This window comes from Streptomyces sp. LMG1-1-1.1 (assembly GCF_040815545.1).
In the GTDB taxonomy this organism is placed as follows: Bacteria; Actinomycetota; Actinomycetes; order Streptomycetales; family Streptomycetaceae; genus Streptomyces.
In genome coordinates, this window is sequence record NZ_JBFPNH010000071.1 from 1 (window position 1) to 20,373 (window position 20,373).

15 protein-coding genes are annotated in these 20,373 nt (G+C 73.3%); 10 read left to right on the forward strand and 5 right to left on the reverse strand.

The features are described 5' to 3' along the window. On the reverse strand, positions 1-133 hold a 133-nt coding region (locus MRBLMG1_RS33225), incomplete at its 3' end, for a proline racemase family protein (RefSeq protein WP_367827870.1). Between the two features lie 166 nt (positions 134-299). Beyond that, on the reverse strand, positions 300-1,214 hold the full coding sequence (locus tag MRBLMG1_RS33230; RefSeq protein ID WP_367827857.1) for a dihydrodipicolinate synthase family protein: 915 nt from the start codon (positions 1,212-1,214) through the stop codon (positions 300-302). Positions 1,215-1,421: 207 nt separating this feature from the next. Here MRBLMG1_RS33230 and MRBLMG1_RS33235 point away from each other — a divergent pair, with 207 nt between their 5' ends. Both MRBLMG1_RS33235 and MRBLMG1_RS33240 read left to right on the forward strand, forming a co-directional pair. Next, positions 1,422-2,681 (forward strand): SLC13 family permease, encoded by a 1,260-nt coding sequence (locus MRBLMG1_RS33235; RefSeq protein WP_367827871.1) that lies wholly within the window; start codon positions 1,422-1,424, stop codon positions 2,679-2,681. A gap of 339 nt (positions 2,682-3,020) precedes the next feature. Then, positions 3,021-3,998: a terpene synthase family protein gene (locus MRBLMG1_RS33240; RefSeq protein ID WP_367827858.1), complete on the forward strand. Its 978-nt coding sequence runs from the start codon at positions 3,021-3,023 to the stop codon at positions 3,996-3,998. A gap of 201 nt (positions 3,999-4,199) precedes the next feature. On the opposite strand, the gene MRBLMG1_RS33245 is transcribed toward MRBLMG1_RS33240, so the two are convergent. The 3 genes from MRBLMG1_RS33245 to MRBLMG1_RS33255 all read right to left on the reverse strand — a co-directional run bounded on the left by MRBLMG1_RS33245 (position 4,200) and on the right by MRBLMG1_RS33255 (position 6,300). After that, positions 4,200-5,114 carry a hypothetical protein gene (locus MRBLMG1_RS33245; protein ID WP_367827859.1) on the reverse strand — a complete coding sequence of 305 codons (915 nt, stop codon included), beginning with the start codon at positions 5,112-5,114 and terminating at the stop codon, positions 4,200-4,202. Positions 5,115-5,117: 3 nt separating this feature from the next. After that, positions 5,118-5,690, reverse strand: a complete 573-nt coding sequence (locus tag MRBLMG1_RS33250; protein ID WP_367827860.1) for an RNA polymerase sigma factor — start codon at positions 5,688-5,690, stop codon at positions 5,118-5,120. Between the two features lie 148 nt (positions 5,691-5,838). Next, positions 5,839-6,300 (reverse strand): hypothetical protein, encoded by a 462-nt coding sequence (locus MRBLMG1_RS33255; RefSeq protein ID WP_367827861.1) that lies wholly within the window; start codon positions 6,298-6,300, stop codon positions 5,839-5,841. Between the two features lie 769 nt (positions 6,301-7,069). Here MRBLMG1_RS33255 and MRBLMG1_RS33260 point away from each other — a divergent pair. From MRBLMG1_RS33260 to MRBLMG1_RS33295, 8 genes are all read left to right on the forward strand, one after another. Next, on the forward strand, positions 7,070-8,548 hold the full coding sequence (locus tag MRBLMG1_RS33260) for a sugar transferase (RefSeq protein ID WP_367827862.1): 1,479 nt from the start codon (positions 7,070-7,072) through the stop codon (positions 8,546-8,548). A gap of 73 nt (positions 8,549-8,621) precedes the next feature. Beyond that, entirely contained in the window at positions 8,622-9,938 is a 1,317-nt protein-coding gene (locus MRBLMG1_RS33265; RefSeq protein WP_367827863.1) for a nucleotide sugar dehydrogenase, read from the forward strand. Continuing rightward, a complete protein-coding gene (locus tag MRBLMG1_RS33270; RefSeq protein ID WP_367827864.1) occupies positions 9,928-11,190 on the forward strand; it encodes a glycosyltransferase family 4 protein in 1,263 nt (420 codons plus the stop codon). The genes MRBLMG1_RS33265 and MRBLMG1_RS33270 overlap by 11 nt, the downstream gene beginning before the upstream one ends. Continuing rightward, on the forward strand, positions 11,187-12,593 hold the full coding sequence (locus MRBLMG1_RS33275) for a Wzz/FepE/Etk N-terminal domain-containing protein (RefSeq protein WP_367827865.1): 1,407 nt from the start codon (positions 11,187-11,189) through the stop codon (positions 12,591-12,593). The genes MRBLMG1_RS33270 and MRBLMG1_RS33275 overlap by 4 nt, the downstream gene beginning before the upstream one ends. After that, entirely contained in the window at positions 12,590-14,110 is a 1,521-nt protein-coding gene (locus tag MRBLMG1_RS33280; protein WP_367827866.1) for a Wzz/FepE/Etk N-terminal domain-containing protein, read from the forward strand. The genes MRBLMG1_RS33275 and MRBLMG1_RS33280 overlap by 4 nt, the downstream gene beginning before the upstream one ends. A 3-nt stretch (positions 14,111-14,113) precedes the next feature. Continuing rightward, the gene (asnB, locus tag MRBLMG1_RS33285; RefSeq protein ID WP_367827867.1) at positions 14,114-16,048 is read left to right on the forward strand and encodes an asparagine synthase (glutamine-hydrolyzing); all 1,935 of its coding nucleotides are present in this window, start codon (positions 14,114-14,116) and stop codon (positions 16,046-16,048) included. A 17-nt stretch (positions 16,049-16,065) separates the two neighbouring features. Next, positions 16,066-18,255: a bi-domain-containing oxidoreductase gene (locus tag MRBLMG1_RS33290; protein ID WP_367827868.1), complete on the forward strand. Its 2,190-nt coding sequence runs from the start codon at positions 16,066-16,068 to the stop codon at positions 18,253-18,255. Further along, positions 18,252-20,219, forward strand: coding sequence for a heparinase II/III family protein (locus MRBLMG1_RS33295; RefSeq protein WP_367827869.1), 1,968 nt, complete (start codon positions 18,252-18,254; stop codon positions 20,217-20,219). The genes MRBLMG1_RS33290 and MRBLMG1_RS33295 overlap by 4 nt, the downstream gene beginning before the upstream one ends. The last annotated feature ends 154 nt before the right edge of the window (positions 20,220-20,373 follow it).

Below are 20,373 nucleotides of genomic sequence, written 5' to 3' on the forward strand. Positions count from 1 at the left end.
TGTGCGCGAGGAAATGCGCCCTGCGCTCGGCCATGGTGGCCCCGGGAATCACCCCGACACCCCCGGTGATCACCCGGGTGGGCATGCCCTCGGTGTGCGAATCGACGGCGTGGAAGACATGACGCGTGCGCATGGGGTCGTCCCCTTCGGGCGTACGGACGGAGGGATGGAGGGATGGAGGGATGGAGGGATGGAGGGAGGAAGGGATTGGTGGAGGGAGGGAGGGATTAAGGGATTGCAGACGGCAGGGAAGAACTGGGCTGGGCTGGGCTGGGCTGGGCTGGGCTGGGCAGAAGCCCTTACGCGTGCCCCTCCGCGAGGGCCTTCTCCGTCGCGGCGCGGACGACCGCCTCGTGCTCAGGCGTGAGCGGGTGGCGGGGCGGCCGGGTGGCGCCGCCGGGGCGGCCGGCGAGGTCCATGGAGAGCTTGATGGCCTGGACGAACTCGGTCTTGGAGTCCCAGCGCAGCAGTGGGTGCAGGGCCCTGTAGAGGGGGAGGGCGGTGGCGAGGTCGCCGGCGACGGCGGCGTGGTAGAGCGTGGCGCAGCTGCGCGGGAGGGCGTTGGGGTAGCCGGCGATCCAGCCGACCGCACCTGCCACGGCGAGTTCGAGGAGGACGTCGTCGGCGCCGATCAGCAGGTCCAGTCCCGGGGCGAGTTCGGCGATCTCGTAGGCGCGGCGGACGTCGCCGCTGAACTCCTTGACGGCGACGATGCTCCCGTCGCCGTGCAGGCTCGCGAGCAGCGCGGGCGTGAGGTCGACCTTGGTGTCGATGGGGTTGTTGTAGGCGACGACGGGCAGTCCGGCGGCGGCGACCTCGGCGTAGTGGGCGCGTACGGCGTGCTCGTCGGCGCGGTAGGCGTTGGGCGGCAGCAGGAGGACCGATCCGGCGCCGGCCTCGGCGGCCTGCTCGGCCCAGCGGCGGGACTCGGCACTGCCGTACGCGGCGACACCGGGCATGACCCGCGCCCCGTCCCCGGCCGCCGCGACGGCGGTACGCACGACCTGGGCGCGCTCCTCGTCGGTGAGGGTCTGGTACTCGCCGAGGGAACCGTTGGGGACGACCCCGTCGCAGCCGTTGGCGATCAGCCAGGCCACGTGCTCGGCGTACGCGTCGTGGTCGACGGACAGGTCCTCGCGGAAGGGGAGGGCGGTGGCGACCATGATCCCGCGCCAGGGGTGGGTGCGGTGCACGGGGACGCGCTCGTGGGCCATGAATGGACTCCCTTGTATGGTGTGTGACATTTTATTGATGAACGCGGAGGCCACAAGGCTTTCGCACCCACTCCCTTCTGACGTCGGGTCAGCGAGGGGCGGGAGGCGAAGCCGCCCCGGAGCCCTGACCTCCGAGGGCCCCGCCTCCCGGAGCCCCGACCCCGAAGGCCCCGACCCCCGAAGACTCCGCCCCCGAGACCGACCTGGATCATCGAACACATGCTCGTTGCGTCCGTGTCCGTGCTCGCCCTGGCCGTGGTGCTGATCTGCGCCGTCGTCCGCCCGTTCCGCCTCCCCGAGGCCGCCTTCGCGGTGCCCGCCGCCGGGGTCGTCCTGGCCGTGGGTGCGGTCACGCCCGCGGCCGTACGCGAGGAGGCGGAGCGGCTGGGGCCGGTGATCGGCTTCCTGGCGGCGGTGCTCGTCCTGGCCGCGCTCTGCGACGACGAGGGGCTCTTCCGTGCCTGCGGCGCCTGGATGGCGCGCCGGGCACGCCGTCGTCCGCAGCGGCTGCTCGGAGCCGTGTTCGCACTCGCCTCGCTGATCACCGCGGTGCTGAGCCTGGACGCGACGGTCGTACTGCTGACCCCGGTGGTCTTCGCGACCACCGCCCGGATGGGAGCCCGCCCCGGACCTCACGTGTACGCGAGCGCGCACCTGTCCAACACGGCCTCGCTGCTGCTGCCGGTCTCGAACCTCACCAACCTGCTGGCGTTCACGGCCGCCGGGGTCGGCTTCACGCGGTTCGCGCTGCTGATGCTGCTCCCCTGGCTCGCCGCCATCGCGGTCGAGTACGCGGTCTTCCGCCGCTTCTTCGCGCGCGACCTCGCCGCTCCGGCGGCCCCGGTCGATCCGCCGGCGCCCACCCCGTTCCCGGTGTTCGCGCTCTGCACGGTGGCCGCGACGCTCGCCGGGTTCGGCGTCGCCTCGGCCACCGGCCTCGACCCGGCCTGGGCCGCGGCGGCGGGCGCCGCCGTCCTGGCCGTACACGCCCTGGTCCACCGGCGCACCACCCCGCGCGCTCTCGTCCGCTCGGCGTCGCTGCCGTTCCTCGCGTTCGTCCTGGGGCTCGGCGTCGTCGTCCGGGCGGTCGTCGACAACGGCCTCGGGTCCGCCCTCGCCCACGTCCTCCCCGACGGCACCTCGCTCCCCGCCCTGCTCGGCACCGCCGTACTCGCCGCCGCCCTCGCCAACCTGATCAACAACCTGCCCGCCACCCTGGCCCTGGTGCCGCTGGCGGCCGCCTCCGGCCCGGGCTCGGTGCTCGCCGTGCTGCTCGGCGTGAACATCGGCCCCAACCTCACCTACGCCGGCTCCCTCGCCACCCTCCTGTGGCGCCGCGTCGCCCATGACCACGGACACCCCGTGGCCCTCGGCGAGTTCACCCGGCTCGGCCTGTTGACGGTGCCCGCCGCCCTGGTCGCCTCGACGGTCGCCCTGTGGGCCTCACTGCTGCTGATGGGCGTGTAACGAGAGTCGGGCCAGGGCAAGTTCGCGCCATGCGCCCTCTCGAACACCCCCCTCGGCGGCCCGGACGATCAGTCGGAGCGTCCGGCTTGAACACGACCACCAGCAGGGCCTCCCTCTCCCGCTCGTACGCGTCCGCGCCACGGGCCCCGAGCGTCGTCACCAGGCACGGGAGGCGTCCGTCGTCAGGCATGGGTGCGCGGCGGCCGATCCAGGCGCCGATCCCGCATAGGCTGGAATGCGACTCCCCTGATGTCAGTGGCAGTTGATGATCAGGTCAAGTACTGTTCGAATACGCCGGGGGCGTTCGGGGGTCTCCCGGGATCAAACCCTGGGGGTTACGTGTTCCACACCGCGGTGCTCGATCTGCCGTTTCCCCTGCGCAGGAATCCGAACCAGGGCCACATCGTGCAGCGCCACCAGGAGTGGCTGCTCGGCCATGTGGGCCTCGCCGGCGCCATCGAGCGGACGGCGTACGAGAAGTGGGACGTCCCTCGTCTCGCCGCGTTCACCAGCCCCGACTGCGCCACCGACGACCTCGCCCTCGCCGCGGACCTGATCGGCTTCTACTTCCTCTTCGACGACCGGTTCGACACGGATCTCGGCCGGGCCCCGGCACGCGTGGCGGAGGTCTGCACCCGCCTGACGGCCCTCGTGCACGGCGAGGGCCCCGAGCCCGGCGCCCGCACCCCCGTCGAGCGCGCCTTCGCCGACCTCTGGGAGCGCAGCGCGCACGGCATGTCCGCCCGATGGCGGGCCCGTTCGGCCTACAACTGGGAGTGGTACTTCGCCTGCCACCCAGCCGAGGCCGCCGGCCGGCTCTCCGGCCGGCTCCCGGACCGGGAGGGCTATCTGGCGCTCCGCCGGGGCACGGCCGCCATGGAGACTCTCTTCGACATGGTCGAACGGCTCAACCGGTTCGAGCTGCCGCAGGAGGTACTGCACCACCCCGACTTTCGCCAGATGCGCCAACTGGCGGCGGACATACCCTCGTTCACCAACGACGTGCACTCCTACTCCCAGGAACTCGCCCGGGGCGACGTCGCCAACATGGTGATGATCGTCCGCGAGGAGCGCGGCGGCACCGCCGAGGAGGCTGCCGCCGAGGTGATGCGCGAGGCCCAGACGATGGTCGACCGCTTCCGGGAGCTGTCGTCCCGAACCCCCGCGACATGCGACCTCCTCGGCCTCGCCCCGGCCGCGCGCGATGCGGCCCGCCGGTACGTCGACGGCCTCGCCGCCTGGATCGTCGGCTACCACCGCTGGGAGACGGACACCGGCCGCTACGGCGACAACCCCCAGCCGACGGAAGGCTCGTGAGCCTGCGCGTGGCGTCGGCGCCCGCGACCCTGCGGCTGCGCCCGGAGGCCACAGGGTCGCGGGAGCTCACCCGCCTGAAGCCACCTGCTGCGGGTGCGGACGGAAGCCACCGACCCGCGGGAGCTCACCCGCCCGTTGCCGCCTGACACCGCGGGTGCGGGCGGAAGCCGCCGGCCCGCGGGATGCGCGACGGCCTCGGCCTCACCCGTTGCGCGATCCGGGTAGGCCCGGTCGGGCCGTGGCACCGTCACGGCCGCTCGGACCCCGGGCGCCCGGGTCCTTGCCCTGGTCCGTGCCGTAGTCCTCGCCGTTGCCGTCGCGGATGCCCCCGCCGTCGTCCTCGCCGAGGCCCTTGCCTTTGCCCTTCCCCTGGCCGCGCCCCGGCTTGCCGTTCCTCCCCGTCTCGCGGCACGTGGGCTCGCGGGGGCACGTGGGGGTCGGCGGGGGGTAGCCCTCCGGGTGGATGGGGGTGGCGGACTCGGGTCGTGCGGGGGGTGTCGGTCCGGTCCTCGTGGGAGCGGGTGTCGGCGCGGTCTCCGTGCCGGCGGTATCGGGGACGAGGGTCGCCGGCAGCTCGTCGGGGAGGCCGCCGGTGGCGACGGCCACGCCACCCAGCGTGGCGCTGGCGAACAGCACGGCCACGGCCGCCCTGAGGGAACGCCTCGGGCGCCGACGGTCGGCGGCGGGCGTCCAGTCGTCGCGGCGACGCGGCGGCAGGGAGGCGTGCAGGCCCGCGTCCCGGGCGGCGCGGAACGCGGCGAGGGCACTCGCCTCGGCGCCTTCGGCACCCTCGGCGCCCTCGGTGTACCCGGCACCCCGGGTCGCCTGCGGGGTGAACTCCCCGCCCAGCGCCGGGCCGTCGGCTCCCGACCGGCCCCCGCTCGGAGCGAAGTCGCTCGTGGTGCCGGTCCGTCCGCTCGGAGCGGGGCCGCCCGTGGTGCCGTTCCGTCCGCTCGGAGTCGGGCCGCCCGTGGCGCCGTTCCGTCCGCTCGGAGTCGGGCCGCCCGTGGCGCCGTTCCGTCCGCTCGGAGTGGGGTCGCCGGTGGTGCCGGTCCGTCCGCTCAGTGCGGCCCGCAGGGAGTCCTCCAGTGTGCGGTTCAGCCGGTCGTCGGACATGGGTCACCTCCCCCTTTCCCGGAGTTGTCTTTCGAGTCGCTTCAATCCCCGGTGTGCGGCGGACCGTACCGCACCGGGACGTTTGCCGAGAACTCGGGCGGAGGTCGGTCCGTCGAGGCCGACGACGACCCGCAGCAGTACGGCCTCGGCCTGGTCCCGCGGCAGCCCGGCGATCAGGGCGAGCGCGCGCTCGGTCGACAGGGCGTCCAGGGCCTCGCCGGCCGTGTCCCCGGGAGTCGGGAGGTCGAGGACGTCTTGCTCGATCCCGGTGGGGCGGGGCCGTGACCGTACGCGGCGGAGGTGGTCGAGGGCGCGGTGGCGGGCGATGGTCGCGGTCCAGCCGCGGAATCCCGCGCTGTCGCCGCGGAAGCGGCCGAGGTCGCGGGCTATCTCCAGCCACGCTTCGGAGGCGACGTCCTCGGCGTCCTCGCCGACCATGCCCCTCAGGTATCCGAGCAGTCCGGGGTTGACGATCCGGTAGGCCTGCGCGAAGGCCTCCTCGTCGCCGTGGCGGGCCCGCTCGACGGCCGCGCCGAGCTCCGCGTCGCGGTCCCGGCCGGGTGCCGCGGCGGGCACGCGCCCCGTTCCCTCGCCCACACGACCCTCTTCACACCCCGTACGCCTTCGGACCCCCGGCCTCGTCGTGAACCCCGAGGGCGCACATCCTTTCAGACCGTCGGCGGGCCGCCTCCGACGCCCTGTCAGATCGTCGACAGGACACCCCCTACGGCCTGCCGGGACCCCGCACCGGGCCCCGGCGCGCGCGGGGCGGCCGCCGGCCGTGCAGGGTGAGGAAGAACGTCTGGAGCGACTCCGCCGGTCCTCGTTCGAAGCGGTTCACGGTGCGGCCGAGCGGGTTCCAGACCCGCCCGTCCGGCATCCTGACGCCGACCGGGTGGGTGAACAGGGACCGCAGGGGATGGCCGGGCGGCAGGTCCACCCACACCGCGCCGGCCTCCCGCACCAGCACCTCGCCGACGTACGCCCCGAGGCCCGTCAGCGGCCCGGTCACCTCCTCCCGCGCCGCGCCACCCCGCCGTAACCCGTCGATCAGCCGGTCCACCAGGCGCAGGCTCCCCGCCGTGTAGTCCAGCGGCAGCCGCGCTCTCGCGGTCACGCCTTCGACGAACTCGGACGCGTGCCCGCGCATGTCGGCCGCGCGCAGCGTCACGCACTCGTGGTCCATCGCTGACCCCCCTTCCCCATCGAAGTGGCGGGACCCGCCGGATGATCAAGCGGATGCGGCCCCGCGAACATCACGGACGGGAGGAGTGACGCTGGTCACACCGGGAGGGAGGGGCAGCCGGAGGACGCCCTCGACTTCCGTTCACGGGACGTCGATTTCCGGTCGGGCCTTCGGATGTGCCGGCGGGGGCGCACGCCGGGGTGGTGAGCTGAGCGCATCGGAGGAGTGCGGGTTCCGTCCGCCCGGGCATGACGTGCACCCCGGAGGGGCGTGCGGACACATGCGGAACGAGTGCTTCAGCTTCTCAACATGCCCTGCTTCTTTACCAGTTAGTCAACGCTTCGACCAGGCCGCGACCAGCCGATGGATCAAGTCTCAAAGCTTACGCACAAATTACACACACCCCCTCTCCATACCCGTCTCGATGGTCTAGATTGACCGTGCTTCAGCTGATCGGACACGAGGCGTACCAACAAAGATCTTTAGGTCCGGCACGGGGGAGGGCCGTCAGTCGCGCCCCCGCGTCGGCCGTGGGGGGATCAACTCGTGGTGCCCCGGGGGGCTTTGGGTGCGGGGAGCACTCCAGGCTTTCGGCGGGTCGCCGCGCGCGTCGAGGGTCCGACCGGACAGGTGAGCCTGCCGCCGCCAGGGCGGGTCGCTCGACCGGGTCCGGATGAACCGGGATTCCGTGTACGGAGGGGATGGGGGCCCTCCGGAGGAGGAACGGTGTGGGGCGAACACGTCGAATCACTGGGACCTGGGGGGTTCTGTGCGGCAGGGGGGACTAGTCAGCCCGCTTCCGTCAGCGCGCGGGCGTCTGGCGAACGGGACGATCGACCGGACCGCGAGTGACTGGGAGCAGCGGTACCGCCGTACCGTCATCATCAGCGACACCGCGGCCACCGCGTTCGTGGTGGCCGCGATAGGCGAGTTCTTCGGGGCGCGGGACGCCGCCAACTGGCACGAGAAGTGGGGCATACTCGCGTTCGGCACCGAGCTGCTGGTGCTGGGGGCGCTCGCGGTGAGCCGGGCGTGGGCCCCGGCCGTGCTCGGCCAGGGTGCCGAGGAGTTCCGCAGGCTCGGACGCTCCCTCTTCATGGCGACCGTCATGCTGGCCCTCGGCGGCATAGCCCTGACCTCGCGCAACATCAAGCTCTGGATCTTCGTCGCGATCCCCGCGATCGCGGTCGTCACCATGACCACGCGGTATCTGCTCCGCCTCTGGCTGCACAAGCAGCGCAAGGAGGGACGGTGCCTGCGGCCGGTGCTCGCCGCCGGCAGCCCGGCCACCGTGCGCGATCTGATCAACCGGACCCGCAAGTTCCCGCACCTCGGGTGGCGGGTGGACGCGGTGTGCACGACCGACGGCCTCGGGATCGACGGCGACCAGCTGGACGGGGTGCCGGTCGTCGGCCGCCTGACGGAGGTCGCCACCCACATCCGCCGCGACGGATACCGTGTCGTCGCCGTCACGCCCGACCCGCACTGGTCACCGGACCGGCTCCAGCGGCTGGCGTGGAACCTCGAGGGCAGCGACGCCGAGATGGTCGTGGCGCCCGTGCTGATGGAGGTGGCCGGCCCGCGGCTGCACGTCGACGCGGTGCTCGGGATCCCGCTGCTGCGGGTCAGCATGCCGACCTTCACCGGCGGCCGGCGGGCCGTCAAGGAGGTCGTCGACCGGTTGGGCGCGGCATTGCTGCTGCTGCTGTTCGCCCCGCTGATGCTGCTGGTCGCGCTGCTCGTGATGGTGGAGAGCCGGGGCGGCGCGGTCTACCGCCAGCGCCGGGTCGGCAAGGACGGCGACGAGTTCACCATCCTCAAGTTCCGCACCATGGTCGCCGGGGCGGACCGGGCCCGTGCCGAGCTGGCCGACCTCAACGAGGGCGCCGGCCTCCTGTTCAAGATGCGCCAGGACCCCCGGGTGACCCGGGTCGGCTCGGTGCTGCGCCGCTACTCGATCGACGAGCTCCCGCAGCTGTTCAACGTGCTCACCGGATCGATGTCGCTCGTCGGCCCGCGGCCGCCGTTACCCGAGGAGTGCGCCGCGTACGGCCCGGACATCCGGCGGCGGCTGCTGGTCAAACCCGGACTCACCGGCCTGTGGCAGATCAGCGGACGCAGCGACCTGCCGTGGGAGGAGGCGGTCCGGCTCGACCTGCGGTACGTGGAGGACTGGTCGCTCGCCCTGGACACGGTGATCTTGTGGAAGACGCTGCGTGCGGTGCTCTACGGCCAGGGGGCCTACTGATGTGCGGGGGACGTCGTCCGGTGGATGTGCGGACCGCAGGCCGTGAGGGCCTGCCTGGGGGGAGGAACGCGTCATGAAGGTCAGCGTTTTCGGGCTCGGCTACGTGGGCTGCGTGTCGGCCGCGTGCCTGGCGAGCATGGGCCACGAGGTCGTCGGCGTCGACGTGAACCAGGTGAAGGTGGACCTGGTCAACGACGGCAAGGCCCCGGTGGTCGAGGAGGGGATCGGCGAGCTCGTCGCCGAGGTCGTGCGGAGCGGGGCCTTACACGCCACCACCGACGTCCGCGAGGCGATCATGGCCAGCGAGGTGTCGCTGATCTGCGTGGGCACGCCGTCGGAGCCCAACGGCAGCCTGTGCACGACGTACTTGGAGCGGGTCACCGAGGAGATCGGCGTCGCGCTCGCCGAGCGGGGCGGGCGGCACACCGTCGTGTTCCGCAGCACCATGCTCCCCGGCACCTGCCTGAACCTGCTGGTGCCGATCCTGGAGAAGTACGTCGGCGGTACGGCCGGGGTCGACGTCGGGGTCGCGGTCAACCCGGAGTTCCTGCGCGAGGGCACGAGCGTGCGGGACTTCTTCGACCCGCCCAAGACCGTCATCGGCGAGCTCGACGCGGCGAGCGGCGACGTGGTGCTCTCGCTGTACGAGGGCCTGCCCGGCGAGGTGTTCCGGGTGCCGGTGCCGACCGCCGAGGCGATCAAGTACGCGGACAACGCCTTCCACGGCCTGAAGATCGGCTTCGCGAACGAGCTGGGCTCGGTGTGCCAGGCGCTCGGCGTGGACTCGCACCAGGTCATGGACGTGTTCCTGGCCGACCGCAAGCTGAACATCAGCCCCGCCTACCTGCGGCCCGGCTTCGCCTTCGGCGGCTCCTGCCTCCCCAAGGACCTGCGCAGCCTGGTCCACGCGGCGCAGCGGGCCGACGTCTCGGTGCCGATCCTCTCCCACGTGCTGGCGTCCAACGCCGACCACCTGCAGCGCGCGGTGGACCTCGTCGAGCGCACCGGCAAGCGCCGGGTGGGCCTGTTCGGACTCTCCTTCAAGCCCGGCACCGACGACCTCCGCGAGAGCCCGCTCGTCGAGCTGGCGGAGCGGCTCTTCGGCAAGGGCTACGAGCTGAAGATCCACGACGCCAACGTCAGCCTCTCCCGGCTGCTCGGCGCGAACCGCGAGTACATCGAGACCCGGCTGCCGCACCTCGGGCAGCTGCTCGCGGACTCCGTCGAGGAGGTGCTCGAGCACGCCGAGGTGTGCCTCGTCGGCACCAGGGATCCGGCCGTGCTCGCGGCGCTCCCCCATGGCGACGGGCCGCTGATCGTCGACCTCATCCACCTTCCCGACGCCGACGCGCGCCGGGCCGAACCTGGGTACGTGGGCCTTGCTTGGTGAAAAGACCAGTGGCGGCCGGAAGAACCGGCGCGCGCTGATCCTGGTGGAAAACCTGTCGGTGCCGTTCGACCGGCGGGTGTGGCAGGAGTGCACGACCCTGCGCGACGCGGGCTGGGAGGTCCACGTCATCTGTCCGCAGGGCAGCAAGAGGGACACCGAGCGGGAGGTCGAGATCGACGGGGTGCGGATCCACCGCTACCCGTTGCGCGCGGCCACCGGAGGCCCGGCCGGCTACCTGAAGGAGTACGGCTCCGCGCTGTGGCACACCTTCCGGCTGGCCCGGAAGGTGGGCCCGGTCGACGTGGTCCACGCCTGCAACCCGCCGGACCTGCTGTTCCTGCCGGCCCTGTGGATGAAGCGGAGCGGAGCGCGGTTCGTCTTCGACCAGCACGACCTGGTGCCCGAGCTGTACCTCTCGCGGTTCGACCGCGGCGAGGACCTGCTCTACCGCGCCGTGTGCGCGCTGGAACGGCGGACCTACCGGGCCGCCGACATCGTGCTCGCCACGAACGAGAGCTACCGGGACGTCGCGGTGCGCCGTGGCGGCCGGCGGCCCGAGGACGTGTTCGTCGTGCGCAGCGCGCCCGACGTCGACCGGTTCCACCCCGTGCCGGCGGAGCCCGAGCTGAAGCGCGGCAAGCCCCATCTGCTGTGCTACCTCGGCGTCATGGGGCCGCAGGACGGTGTCGACTACGCCCTGCGGGCCCTGGCGAAGCTGCGCGACGAGGTCGGGCGGAGCGACTGGCACGCCGTGTTCGTCGGCGGCGGCGACACCTTCGACGCGATGGTGGAGCTGTCCGAGCGGCTCGGGCTCTCGGAGCAGGTGCAGTTCACCGGGCGCGTGCCGGACGCCGACCTGGCGCGCTACCTGTCCACCGCGGACGTGTGCCTCTCCCCCGACCCGCGCAATCCGCTGAACGACGTGTCGACCATGAACAAGGTCCTGGAGTACATGGTGATGGGTCGGCCGGTGGTCTCGTTCGACCTCCGGGAGGCGCGCGTCTCCGCCGGCGACGCCGCCGTCTACGCGCCCGCCAATGACGAGTCGGAGTTCGCCAAGCTGATCGCCATGCTCCTCGACGATCCGGAGCAGCGGGCGCGGATGGGCGAGATCGGCCGGGAGCGGATCAGCGGGCCGCTCTCCTGGCGGAACTCCCAGAAGTCCCTGCTCGCCGCCTACGACGCCGCCTGCCGTGACCGGGATCCGGCGTCGGTGGACCCGAACCGGCCAGGGACGGGGCCCGGTCGTTGAGCGATGACACGATACGCCTGGTCACGATCGGGCGGATTATCCGTCGGCGCGGACGGTTCCTCGCCCTCGTCACCGTGGTGGGCGCGCTCGTCGGCTACGGCGCCTCCACACTGGTCCCGCCGCGGTACACGACGTCGGCGTCGGTGCTGCTGCCGGGGGCGTGGGAGGAGCGCGAGCTGCTCACCCAGGCGGAGATCGCGACCAGTTCGGTCGTGGTCGACCGCGCGGCCACCACACTCGCCTGGCGCGGTGTCAGCAGCAGCGAGCTGCGCGAGCAGGTGAGCGCCAAGGCCGCCAACGGGAACATCATCAAGATCTCGGGCACGGCCGACACCCCGGAGCGCGCCCAGCAGCTCGCCGACCAGGTGGCCCGCCAGTTCGTCACCTTCGCCACGCGGATCGTGGGGGACAACACGGACCCCGAGGCGGCGGCGCGGCTGGAGACGCTGCGGCAGGCGGTCGTGCAGACCAACCGCCGCATCACCGAGCTGGCCGACGCGGCCGATCCCGGGCGGACCGTGGAGAGCGTGCAGACCCGCACCGAGCTGGAGAAGCTGCGCACCGCGCTGCGGGAGGCCATCGAGAAGCTGGACCAGGCCGACCCCGCTTCCGGCAAGTCCAGCAAGGCCAACATGGTCGTCATGGGTCCGGCGGCACGGCCCGCCGGCGAGGCACCGCCGACGAGGGGGCAGCTCATCGCCGGCGGGGCGCTGCTGTCGTTCCTGCTCGCGGTCATCGGTCACCTCACCGCGGCGCGGATGAGTCGCCGGCTGCGCGGCGAGCCGGAGATCACGGCGGCGCTGGGCGCGGCGCTCCTGGGCACCGTCGACGTGGCCGTGGAGCGTTCCGCGCACCGTGCGCGGGGCCGCGGCTCGCGGAGCTGGCTCCGCCGGCTGCTCGGCATCGACTCCCGGTGGGACATTCCGGCCCCGCGGGCGTCCGGTGACGAGGCCAGCAGGCAGCTCCGCTTCCGGCGGGTGTGCGTGCGTCTGCGGGACCTGCTTCCGGCGCCGCGGCGGCTCCTCGTCGTCGTCCCGGAAGGCGACGAGATCGCCCTCCGGGCGGCCGGTCAGCTCGTCGCCGAGGCCCACGGCGACCCCTCGTCCGGATCGCCGGGCAGCGGGCATTCCCGGCTGCGGGTGGTGACGGTGTCGGTGTCGCAGCCGATGCTGCCGGACAGCGACGACGTGTCGGGGGCGCTGGTCGTGCTCAGCGCGGGCAGCTGGACCGCCGCGGAGCTCGCGGGGGTCGCCGAGGCCTGTGCGGACGCCCGGCACGAGATCGTCGGCATCGTCCTCGCCGGCCCGGTCGTGGCGCGGACGGCTCGGTCCGCCGGTCAGCGTCGGCACGCCGCCTCGCCGGCGCTCGCCGTGGGCGACGGTGCGACGGGAGGTTCGGTGTGACGACGCGTACGACGTCGGAGCCGTCGGCGGCGGCTCCGCTCCTCGACCTGCACGCGCTGGTGGTGTCGGTGCGGAGGCGGCGCCGCCTCTGGGGCTCCATGGCGCTCCTCGGACTGCTCATCGGCGCGGCGGTGGCGATCCTGCTGCCGCCGCCGCCCACCGCGACGACCAAGGTGCTGGTGGCGCGTCAGGAGGACCAGCCGAACGATCCGGGAACGCTGATCCGCACCGACGTCGAGCTGCTGCAGACCACGCGGATCGCCGACACCGCCCTGAAGGCCCTCAAGTCCCCGGAGAGGCCCGAGGACTTCATGAAGGACTACCTGGGCGTCGGTCTGACCAACAACGTGCTGCGGATCGACGTGACGGGTGACAGCGACGCGGAGGCGGTGGCCCGCGCCCAGGCGCTGGCCGACGCGTTCGTCGCGGACCACGTGCGGCGGATACGGGAGGCCTCGAACGCCGAGGCGAAGGCCCTGCTCGACCAGCGTGACCGGATGCGCGAGGAACTCAAGCAGGTCAACGCGACGATCGGGGGCTCGTCGACGCAGAACGGTCCGAATGTGTCGGCAGACCTGGAGTCGCTGTTCGCCCGCAGGGCCGAACTCACCTCGCGCATCGCCGACTTCGACCAGCGGGCCGCCGAGGCGCGCATCGGCACTCCCCGTCTCGTGACCGGCACGCAGATCGTGGACGCGCCGCGCCCGGTGCGGCACTCGCTGGCCAAGGCGGCCGCGACCCACGCCGGGGTCGGGCTGGTCCTCGGGCTCGTCCTCGGCCTCGCGGTGGCCGCGGTCGGCACGGTGGTGGCGGACCGCCCCGTGCTGCGCCGGGACATCGCGGCCGACCTCGGCGCCTCGGTGATCTCGGAGCTGCCCCGCCGGCCGGCCGGGCCGTGGCGGCGCCGGCGTGTCCGGGCGGCACGCGAACGGCTCACCACGTCGCTGGCCCGCACCGTGCGCGACTCGGCGGATCCGGTGTCGCTGCTGGAGCTGGGCAGCGAGGGCGCGACGAGCGTGATCGCCCTGGACCTCGCCGCGGCGCTGGCCTCGGACGGGCCGGTGGTCGTCGTCGACGGCCTGCCGGGCCAGGGGCTCGTCAACCGCCGCCCGCGGCCGGGGGATCCGACCGTGGTGGGCGGGGACCGCACCGACGCGCTGTCGCCGCAGGACCGCCGGATCGGGGTCGGCTCGGTGGCGCCCGGCGCGGCGTGGACCGACCTCCGGTACCTGGGCGACCGGACGGTGCTCGTCGTACGGGCCGGGCACGGCAGCGCCGCATGGCTGCACACCGTGGCGCGGCAGCTCGCGGACCAGCACATCTCGGTGATCGGTGTGGTGCTGATCGACCCCGATCCGCGGGACCGCACCGACGGCACTCTGTGGGACGGGCCGCAGACCGCGCTGCGCGGCCAGAACGAGCGGCAGGCCCGGCAGAACGGGTCGGGCCGGCGACGGACGGAGCGGCTGCCCATGTGGGCGGCGCGCGTCCCGGAAAGCGACCAGGAGGCGCGGTAAGACATGTGTGGCATCGCAGGGACGTACCGATGGCCGGACGGGAAGGCGGTGACCGACCGGCTCACCGACACCCTCGCCCATCGCGGTCCGGACGGGGCGGGGCGCTACAGCCACGCCGTCGGTGACGGCGAAGTGCACCTCGGGCACCGCCGGCTGGCCATCGTCGACCTGTCCGAGACGGGCGCCCAGCCGATGGTCTCGGACGGCCTGGTCCTGACGTACAACGGCGAGCTGTACAACGCGCCCGAGCTGCGGGCCGAACTGGCCGCCGCCGGGGTGCGCTTCCGCGGCACCTCCGACACGGAGGTGCTCCTGGAGGCCTGGCGGCGCTGGGGCACGGACTGCCTGCCCCGGCTGCGCGGCATGTTCGCGTTCGGGATCTTCGACGAGCGCACCGGTGACCTGGTGCTCGCCCGCGACCAGCTCGGCATCAAGCCGCTGTTCGTGCTCCGGCGCGGCGAGGGCCTGGTGTTCACGTCCGAGCTCAAGGCGCTCGCCGCCGTGACCGGCGGGTCGCTCGAGGTGGATCCCGGCGCGCTGGTGGCGTCGCTCCTCTACTACTGGGTGCCGGACTCGCGGTGCGCGTACCGCGAGGCGGAGAAGCTGCCGCCGGGCAGCTGGCTCCGGTGCCGGGCCGACGGACGGGTGGACCGGGGTCGCTACTGGAACCTGAAGGACGTCGCGGCGGAGGGCCGGGATCGGGCGCGGAACGGCGAGGTGCCGGATCTGGCCGCGATCGTCGAGGAGTCGACCCGGCGCCACCTGCTGTCCGACGTGCCCGTGGCGACGTTCCTGTCCGGGGGGCTGGACTCCAGCTATCTGACCGCGCTGGCGGCCCGCGACCGGCCGGGGATCTCCGCCTACACGATCGGGTTCCGGGCCGAGGACGCCAAGTTCGAGGCGATGCCGGACGATCTGCGGTACGCCCGGCAGGTGGCCGAGCGGTTCGGCGTGGACCTGCACGAGATCGAGATCGCTCCGAACGTGCTCGACCTGCTGCCGCAGATGACGTACCACCTGGACGAGCCCATCGGCGACCCCGCCGCGATCAACACGTTCCTGATCTGCTCGGCCGCCCGGGAGGCCGGGGTCAAGGTGATGCTCTCGGGGATGGGCGCCGACGAGCTGTTCGCCGGGTACCGCAAGCACCTGGCCAACGTGCTCGCGCTGCGCTACCAGCGCGTTCCGGGGCCGCTGCGGCGCGGCCTGTCCGCGACCGTGGACCGGCTGCCGGTCGCGACGGCCCGCCGGGGGTACCGGTCGGTGCGGTTCGCGAAGCGGTTCCTGTCCTTCGCCGATCTGCCGGAGGAGACCGCGTTCCGGCGCAGCTACACCATGTACGACCAGGAGGAGCTGCTCGCCCTGGTCGATCCGGACCTGGCCGGGACGGTGTCGGACGTGCTGACCGAGCACGCGGACGTCTACGAGGACAACGACCTCGACGACTTCGTCAACCGCATGTGCCTGGGCGACGCGCGGATGTTCCTGCCGGGCCTGAACCTCGCCTACACGGACCGGTCGAGCATGGCCGCGTCGACCGAGGTGCGGGTGCCGTACGTGGACGTCGAGGTGGTCAAGGCGGCGTTCGCCGTGCCCGGTGACCGCAAGATCGTCGGACGGCAGGGCAAGGCCGTCCTCAAGGAGGCGGCCGCCTCGGTCCTGCCCCGGGAGATCGTGTACCGGCCGAAGGGCCTGTTCAGCGCCCCGCTGCGGGCGTGGATGAGCCGGGATCTGGCGCCGCTGGTGCGCGAGGTCGTCAACGACGGCGTGCTCGTGAGTTCCGGGCTGCTGCGCCGCGACGCGCTGGCGCGCATGGTCGCCGAGGACGCCGCCGGACACCGGGACTTCTCCAAGCATCTGTGGCATGTGCTGACCCTCGAGTACTGGTATCGCGGCGCGACCTCCGGGTCCGGCCAGAACTCCCCCGCGACGGCGTAGAGAGCAAGAGGACTTCGGTGAAACAGGTCGTACAGAACTACAAGAGCGGCGAACTGACGGTGCTCGACGTGCCGGTGCCCGGATGCAAGCCGGCCGGTGTGCTGGTCCGCACCGCCTACTCGCTCATCTCCACCGGGACCGAGCTCATGAAGGTGTCCGAGGCCGGCATGTCGATGCTCGGCAAGGCCCGCTCCCGCCCGGACCAGGTGGCCAAGGTCATGCAGAGCGTGGCCACCAACGGGGTGCCCGCGACCTACCGCAAGGTGATGGGCAAGCTGGACTCCTACACGCCGCTCGGCTACTCCCTGTGCGGTGTGGTCGAGCAGGTCGGCGCCGGGGTCGACGACGTGGCGGTCGGCGACCTGGTGGCCTGCGCCGGCAACGAGCACGCGCTGCACGCCGAACTGAACTGGGTGCCGAAGAACCTCTACACCCCGGTGCCGGACGGCCTGGCCCCGCGGCACGCGGCCTTCGGCACGGTCGGGTCGATCGCGCTGCAGGGCGTCCGCCAGGGCGAACCGCAGCTCGGCGAGTCGGCGCTGGTCATCGGCCTCGGGCTGATCGGGCAGCTGGTGGTGCAGCTGCTCGCCGCCGCGGGCGTCCGTGTCATCGGCGTCGACCCCGATCCGGCGCGCTGTGAGCTCGCCGAGCGCCTGGGCGCGACGGCCTGCGCCGATCCCGGCTCGGCTGCCGTGGAGACCGCCGTCGCCGAACTCACCGGCGGCCACGGCGTGGACCAGGTGTACCTGGCCGCCGGCGGCGGCAGCAACCAGCCGGTCGAGCTGGCCGCCCGGATGAGCCGGGACCGGGGCCGGGTCGTCGACATCGGCAAGTGCCGTCTGGACCTGCCGTGGAACGCGTACTACGAGAAGGAGCTCGACGTCCGGTTCTCCCGCTCGTACGGCCCCGGGCGCTACGACCCGGAGTACGAGCTGGAGGGGCGGGACTACCCGATCGGTTACGTGCGCTGGACCGAGCGCCGCAACCTGGCCTGCTTCCTCGATCTCGCCGCGCGCGGCAGCGTCGACGTGGAGCCCCTGGTCTCCCACGTCGCCGACTTCGAGGACGCCGTCGAGACGTACCGGTCGCTGAAGGACGGCGATCTGAAGGCCGTGGCCGTACTGTTCCGCTACCCCGCGCCCGAGGGGGAAGCGGAGGCGGAGGCGCCGGCGGTGGCGGTGCCCGCGGTGAGGCGGCCCGCCGGCGGCACGACCGCCCCGGCCCGCCCGGCCGGCTCGCCGGTGCGGCTGGCGTTCGTCGGCGCCGGGAACTACGCGACGTCGATGCTGCTGCCGCACCTGGCGCGGCGCGAGGGCGTCGAGCTGTCGAAGGTCGTCACCACGACGGCGCTGTCCGCGGCCAACGCGCAGCGGAAGTTCGGCTTCGCCGAGGCGACCACCGACCTGGACTCCGTGCTCGACGACCCGGCCGTCGACGCGGTGTTCGTGGTCACCCGGCACAGCTCGCACGCCGAACTGACCCAGCGGGCGCTGCTCGCCGGCAAGGCCGTGTTCGTGGAGAAGCCGCTGGCGCTCACCGAGGACGAGCTGGCCGGGGTGCTCGCGGCGGTGGAGAAGTCCGGCAACGACCGGCTTCAGGTGGGCTTCAACCGCCGGTTCTCGCCGCTGCTCCAGGAGGCCAGGAAGCGGTTCGGCGCCCGGACCGGTCCGGCGAGCCTCCGCTACCTGGTCAACGCCGGCTCGTTGCAGCACGGCAGCTGGTACCTCCAGCAGGGCTCCGAGGGCTCGCGGTTCGCCGGCGAGGGCGGGCACTTCGTCGACACGGCGAGCTGGCTGCTCGGGGCCGACCCGGTCTCGGTGTACGCGGTCGCCACGCCCGGCAACGAGGACCTGCAGGTCGTCCTGCGCTACCCGGACGGGTCCACCGCCACCATCAGCTACGTCACGACCGGCGCCCCCGGCTTCCCCAAGGAGACGCTGGACATGGTCGCCGACGGCAAGGTGCTGCGGCTCGACGACTTCGTCCGCGCGTCGGTGTACGGCCCCGAGCGGTGGGTCAGTTCGCGGCTGCCGAAGGCCCGCGACAAGGGCCAGGAGGCCGAGCTGGCCTCGTTCGTCAGGGCCGTGCGGACCGGCGGGCCGATGCCGGTGCCGCTGGAGTCGCTCGTCGCCACCACGGCGGCCACCCTCGCCGTACAGGCCGGTCTGGCCGCCGGTGTGCCGGTAACGCTGGCGGGGGCGCGATGACGATGAGCGCGGGCTGGTACCTGCGGCGGCTGTCCCGGATGGGGCCGCGGGAGGTCGGCGGCCGGGTGTCCGACGCGGTGCGCAGGCGGCGCTGGCGGTCGGCGCTGCCGGAGTGCCCGCCCGTGAGCGGCGCCCGGTTCACGGCGGTGCTGCCCGCGGGGACGCTCGACGCGGTGCCCTCGGACGCCGCGAAGCGGCTCGTCGCCGAGGCGGACCGGCTGATGGCCGGGCACGCCGAGTTCTTCGGGGTGGAGCGGGACGACCTGGTCGACCCGGACTGGTGCCGCGACCCGAAGACGGGCCGCCGGGCCCCGTGGGGCTACGCCTTCGACGTGCCGTACCGGGACGAGGAGGCGGTCGGCGACATCAAGCAGATCTGGGAGCCGTCCCGGCACCAGTACCTCACCGTGCTCGCCGCCGCCTACGCGGTCACCGGGGACGAGCGGTACGCGGAGCGCGTGGCCGAGCACCTGCGGTCGTGGTGGGCGGCCAACACGCCGCTGCGCGGGGTGCACTGGACCAGCGGCATCGAGCTGGGCATCCGGCTGCTGTCCTGGGTGTGGGTGCGCCGGCTGCTCGACGGCTGGCCGGGCGCGGCCGGTCTGTTCGAGGACAACCCGGTGGCGCGCCGGCAGATCTGGCACCACCAGCGCTGGCTGGCCGCGTTCCCCAGCCGGGGGTCCTCGGCGAACAACCACGTCATCGCCGAGGCCGCCGGGCAGTTCGCCGCGGCGTGCGCGTTCGGCTGGTTCCCGTCGTCGGCGCGCTGGCGGGCCGACGCGATGCGGTCGCTCGACCGGCATCTGCGTGCGAACACCTTCCTGTCCGGCCTCAACCGCGAGCTGGCGACCGAGTACCACGGTCTGGTCCTGGAGCTCGGCCTGGCCGCGGTGGCCGAGGCGGACGCCGCCGGCGTGCCGGTCCCCGCGACGGTCCGGCTGGTCCTGCTGCGGATGACCGACGCGCTCGCCGCCGTCGTGGACGACCGGCTGCGGCCGCCGCGTCAGGGCGACGCGGACGACGGGCACGGTCTGATCGTGGACGGCGCCGGCACCGAACGGTGGGGCTCGCTGCTCGCCACCGGGGACGCCGTGTTCGGCCGGCTCCCCTGGTGGCCCGCGGTGACCGGCACCGACGTGCGCACGCCGCTGCTCGCGGCGCTCGTCCGGCCGTACGCCGAGGCCGGAGGCGCGCCGGCCGTGTCCCGGCCGGCCGCCCGGCCGGACCACTTCGCCGACGCGGGCATGACCATCCTGCGCGGCCCGGAGGGCATCTGGTGCCGCTGCGACGCGGGCCCGCACGGGTTCCTGTCCATCGCCGCGCACGCCCACGCGGACGCGCTGTCCGTGGAGGTCCGGCACGACGGGGTCGACGTGCTCGCCGACCCGGGGACGTTCTGCTACCACGGCCAGCCCGAGTGGCGGGGGTACTTCCGGTCGACCCTCGGCCACAACACCCTGTCCCTGGACGACGCCGACCAGTCGGTCTCCGGCGGCCCGTTCCTGTGGACCCGGCACGCCTCCAGCCGGGTGCTGGTCGCGGACACGGCCGGCGGCGCCGGCGGGGGAACGGCCCGCTGGTCCGCCGAGCACGACGGCTACCAGCCCTCCGTCCACCGCCGCACGGTGGAGCTGACGGCCGAGAGCGGTGAGCTGACCGTGGTCGACGAGGTGGACGGCCCGCGCCGGGCCGTCCGGCTGGCGTTCCACCTCGGTCCGGCGATCACCGCGGAGCTGGAGGGGAGCCGGGCGGTGCTCACCTGGACCCGGGACGGCGAGGACCGCTCCGCGGTGCTCGACCTGCCCGGGGAGCTGTCCTGGCGGGCGCATCGCGGCGAGAGCGAACCGCCGCTGGGCTGGTACTCCGCCGGCTTCGGGCGCAAGGAGCCCGCCACCACGCTGGTGGGCACCGGGTTCACCGACGGCGCGCAGGGGTTCACGACCGTGCTCGGGTTCCGCGGCTAGTGGGGGAAGGCTTGGGGATCAACTGGCGGCACCGGGTGCTGCCCGCGGCAGCGCTCGCGCTGGCGCTGCTCGCGGCGACCGGCTGCGAGAGCGGCACGCCGGGCGCGTCCGGCGCGCGTCCGGCGCCGACCACCGCGCGTCCGGCGCCGACGGC

What these genes read in the sequence shown, in the direction of transcription:
- MRBLMG1_RS33265 (WP_367827863.1), top strand. Translation starts at nt 8,622, where the DNA reads ATGAAGGTCAGCGTTTTCGGGCTCGGCTACGTGGGCTGCGTGTCGGCC.
- MRBLMG1_RS33295 (WP_367827869.1), top strand. Translation starts at nt 18,252, where the DNA reads ATGACGATGAGCGCGGGCTGGTACCTGCGGCGGCTGTCCCGGATGGGG.
- MRBLMG1_RS33245 (WP_367827859.1), bottom strand. Translation starts at nt 5,114, where the DNA reads ATGTCCGACGACCGGCTGAACCGCACACTGGAGGACTCCCTGCGGGCC.
- MRBLMG1_RS33255 (WP_367827861.1), bottom strand. Translation starts at nt 6,300, where the DNA reads ATGGACCACGAGTGCGTGACGCTGCGCGCGGCCGACATGCGCGGGCAC.
- asnB (WP_367827867.1), top strand. Translation starts at nt 14,114, where the DNA reads ATGTGTGGCATCGCAGGGACGTACCGATGGCCGGACGGGAAGGCGGTG.
- MRBLMG1_RS33230 (WP_367827857.1), bottom strand. Translation starts at nt 1,214, where the DNA reads ATGGCCCACGAGCGCGTCCCCGTGCACCGCACCCACCCCTGGCGCGGG.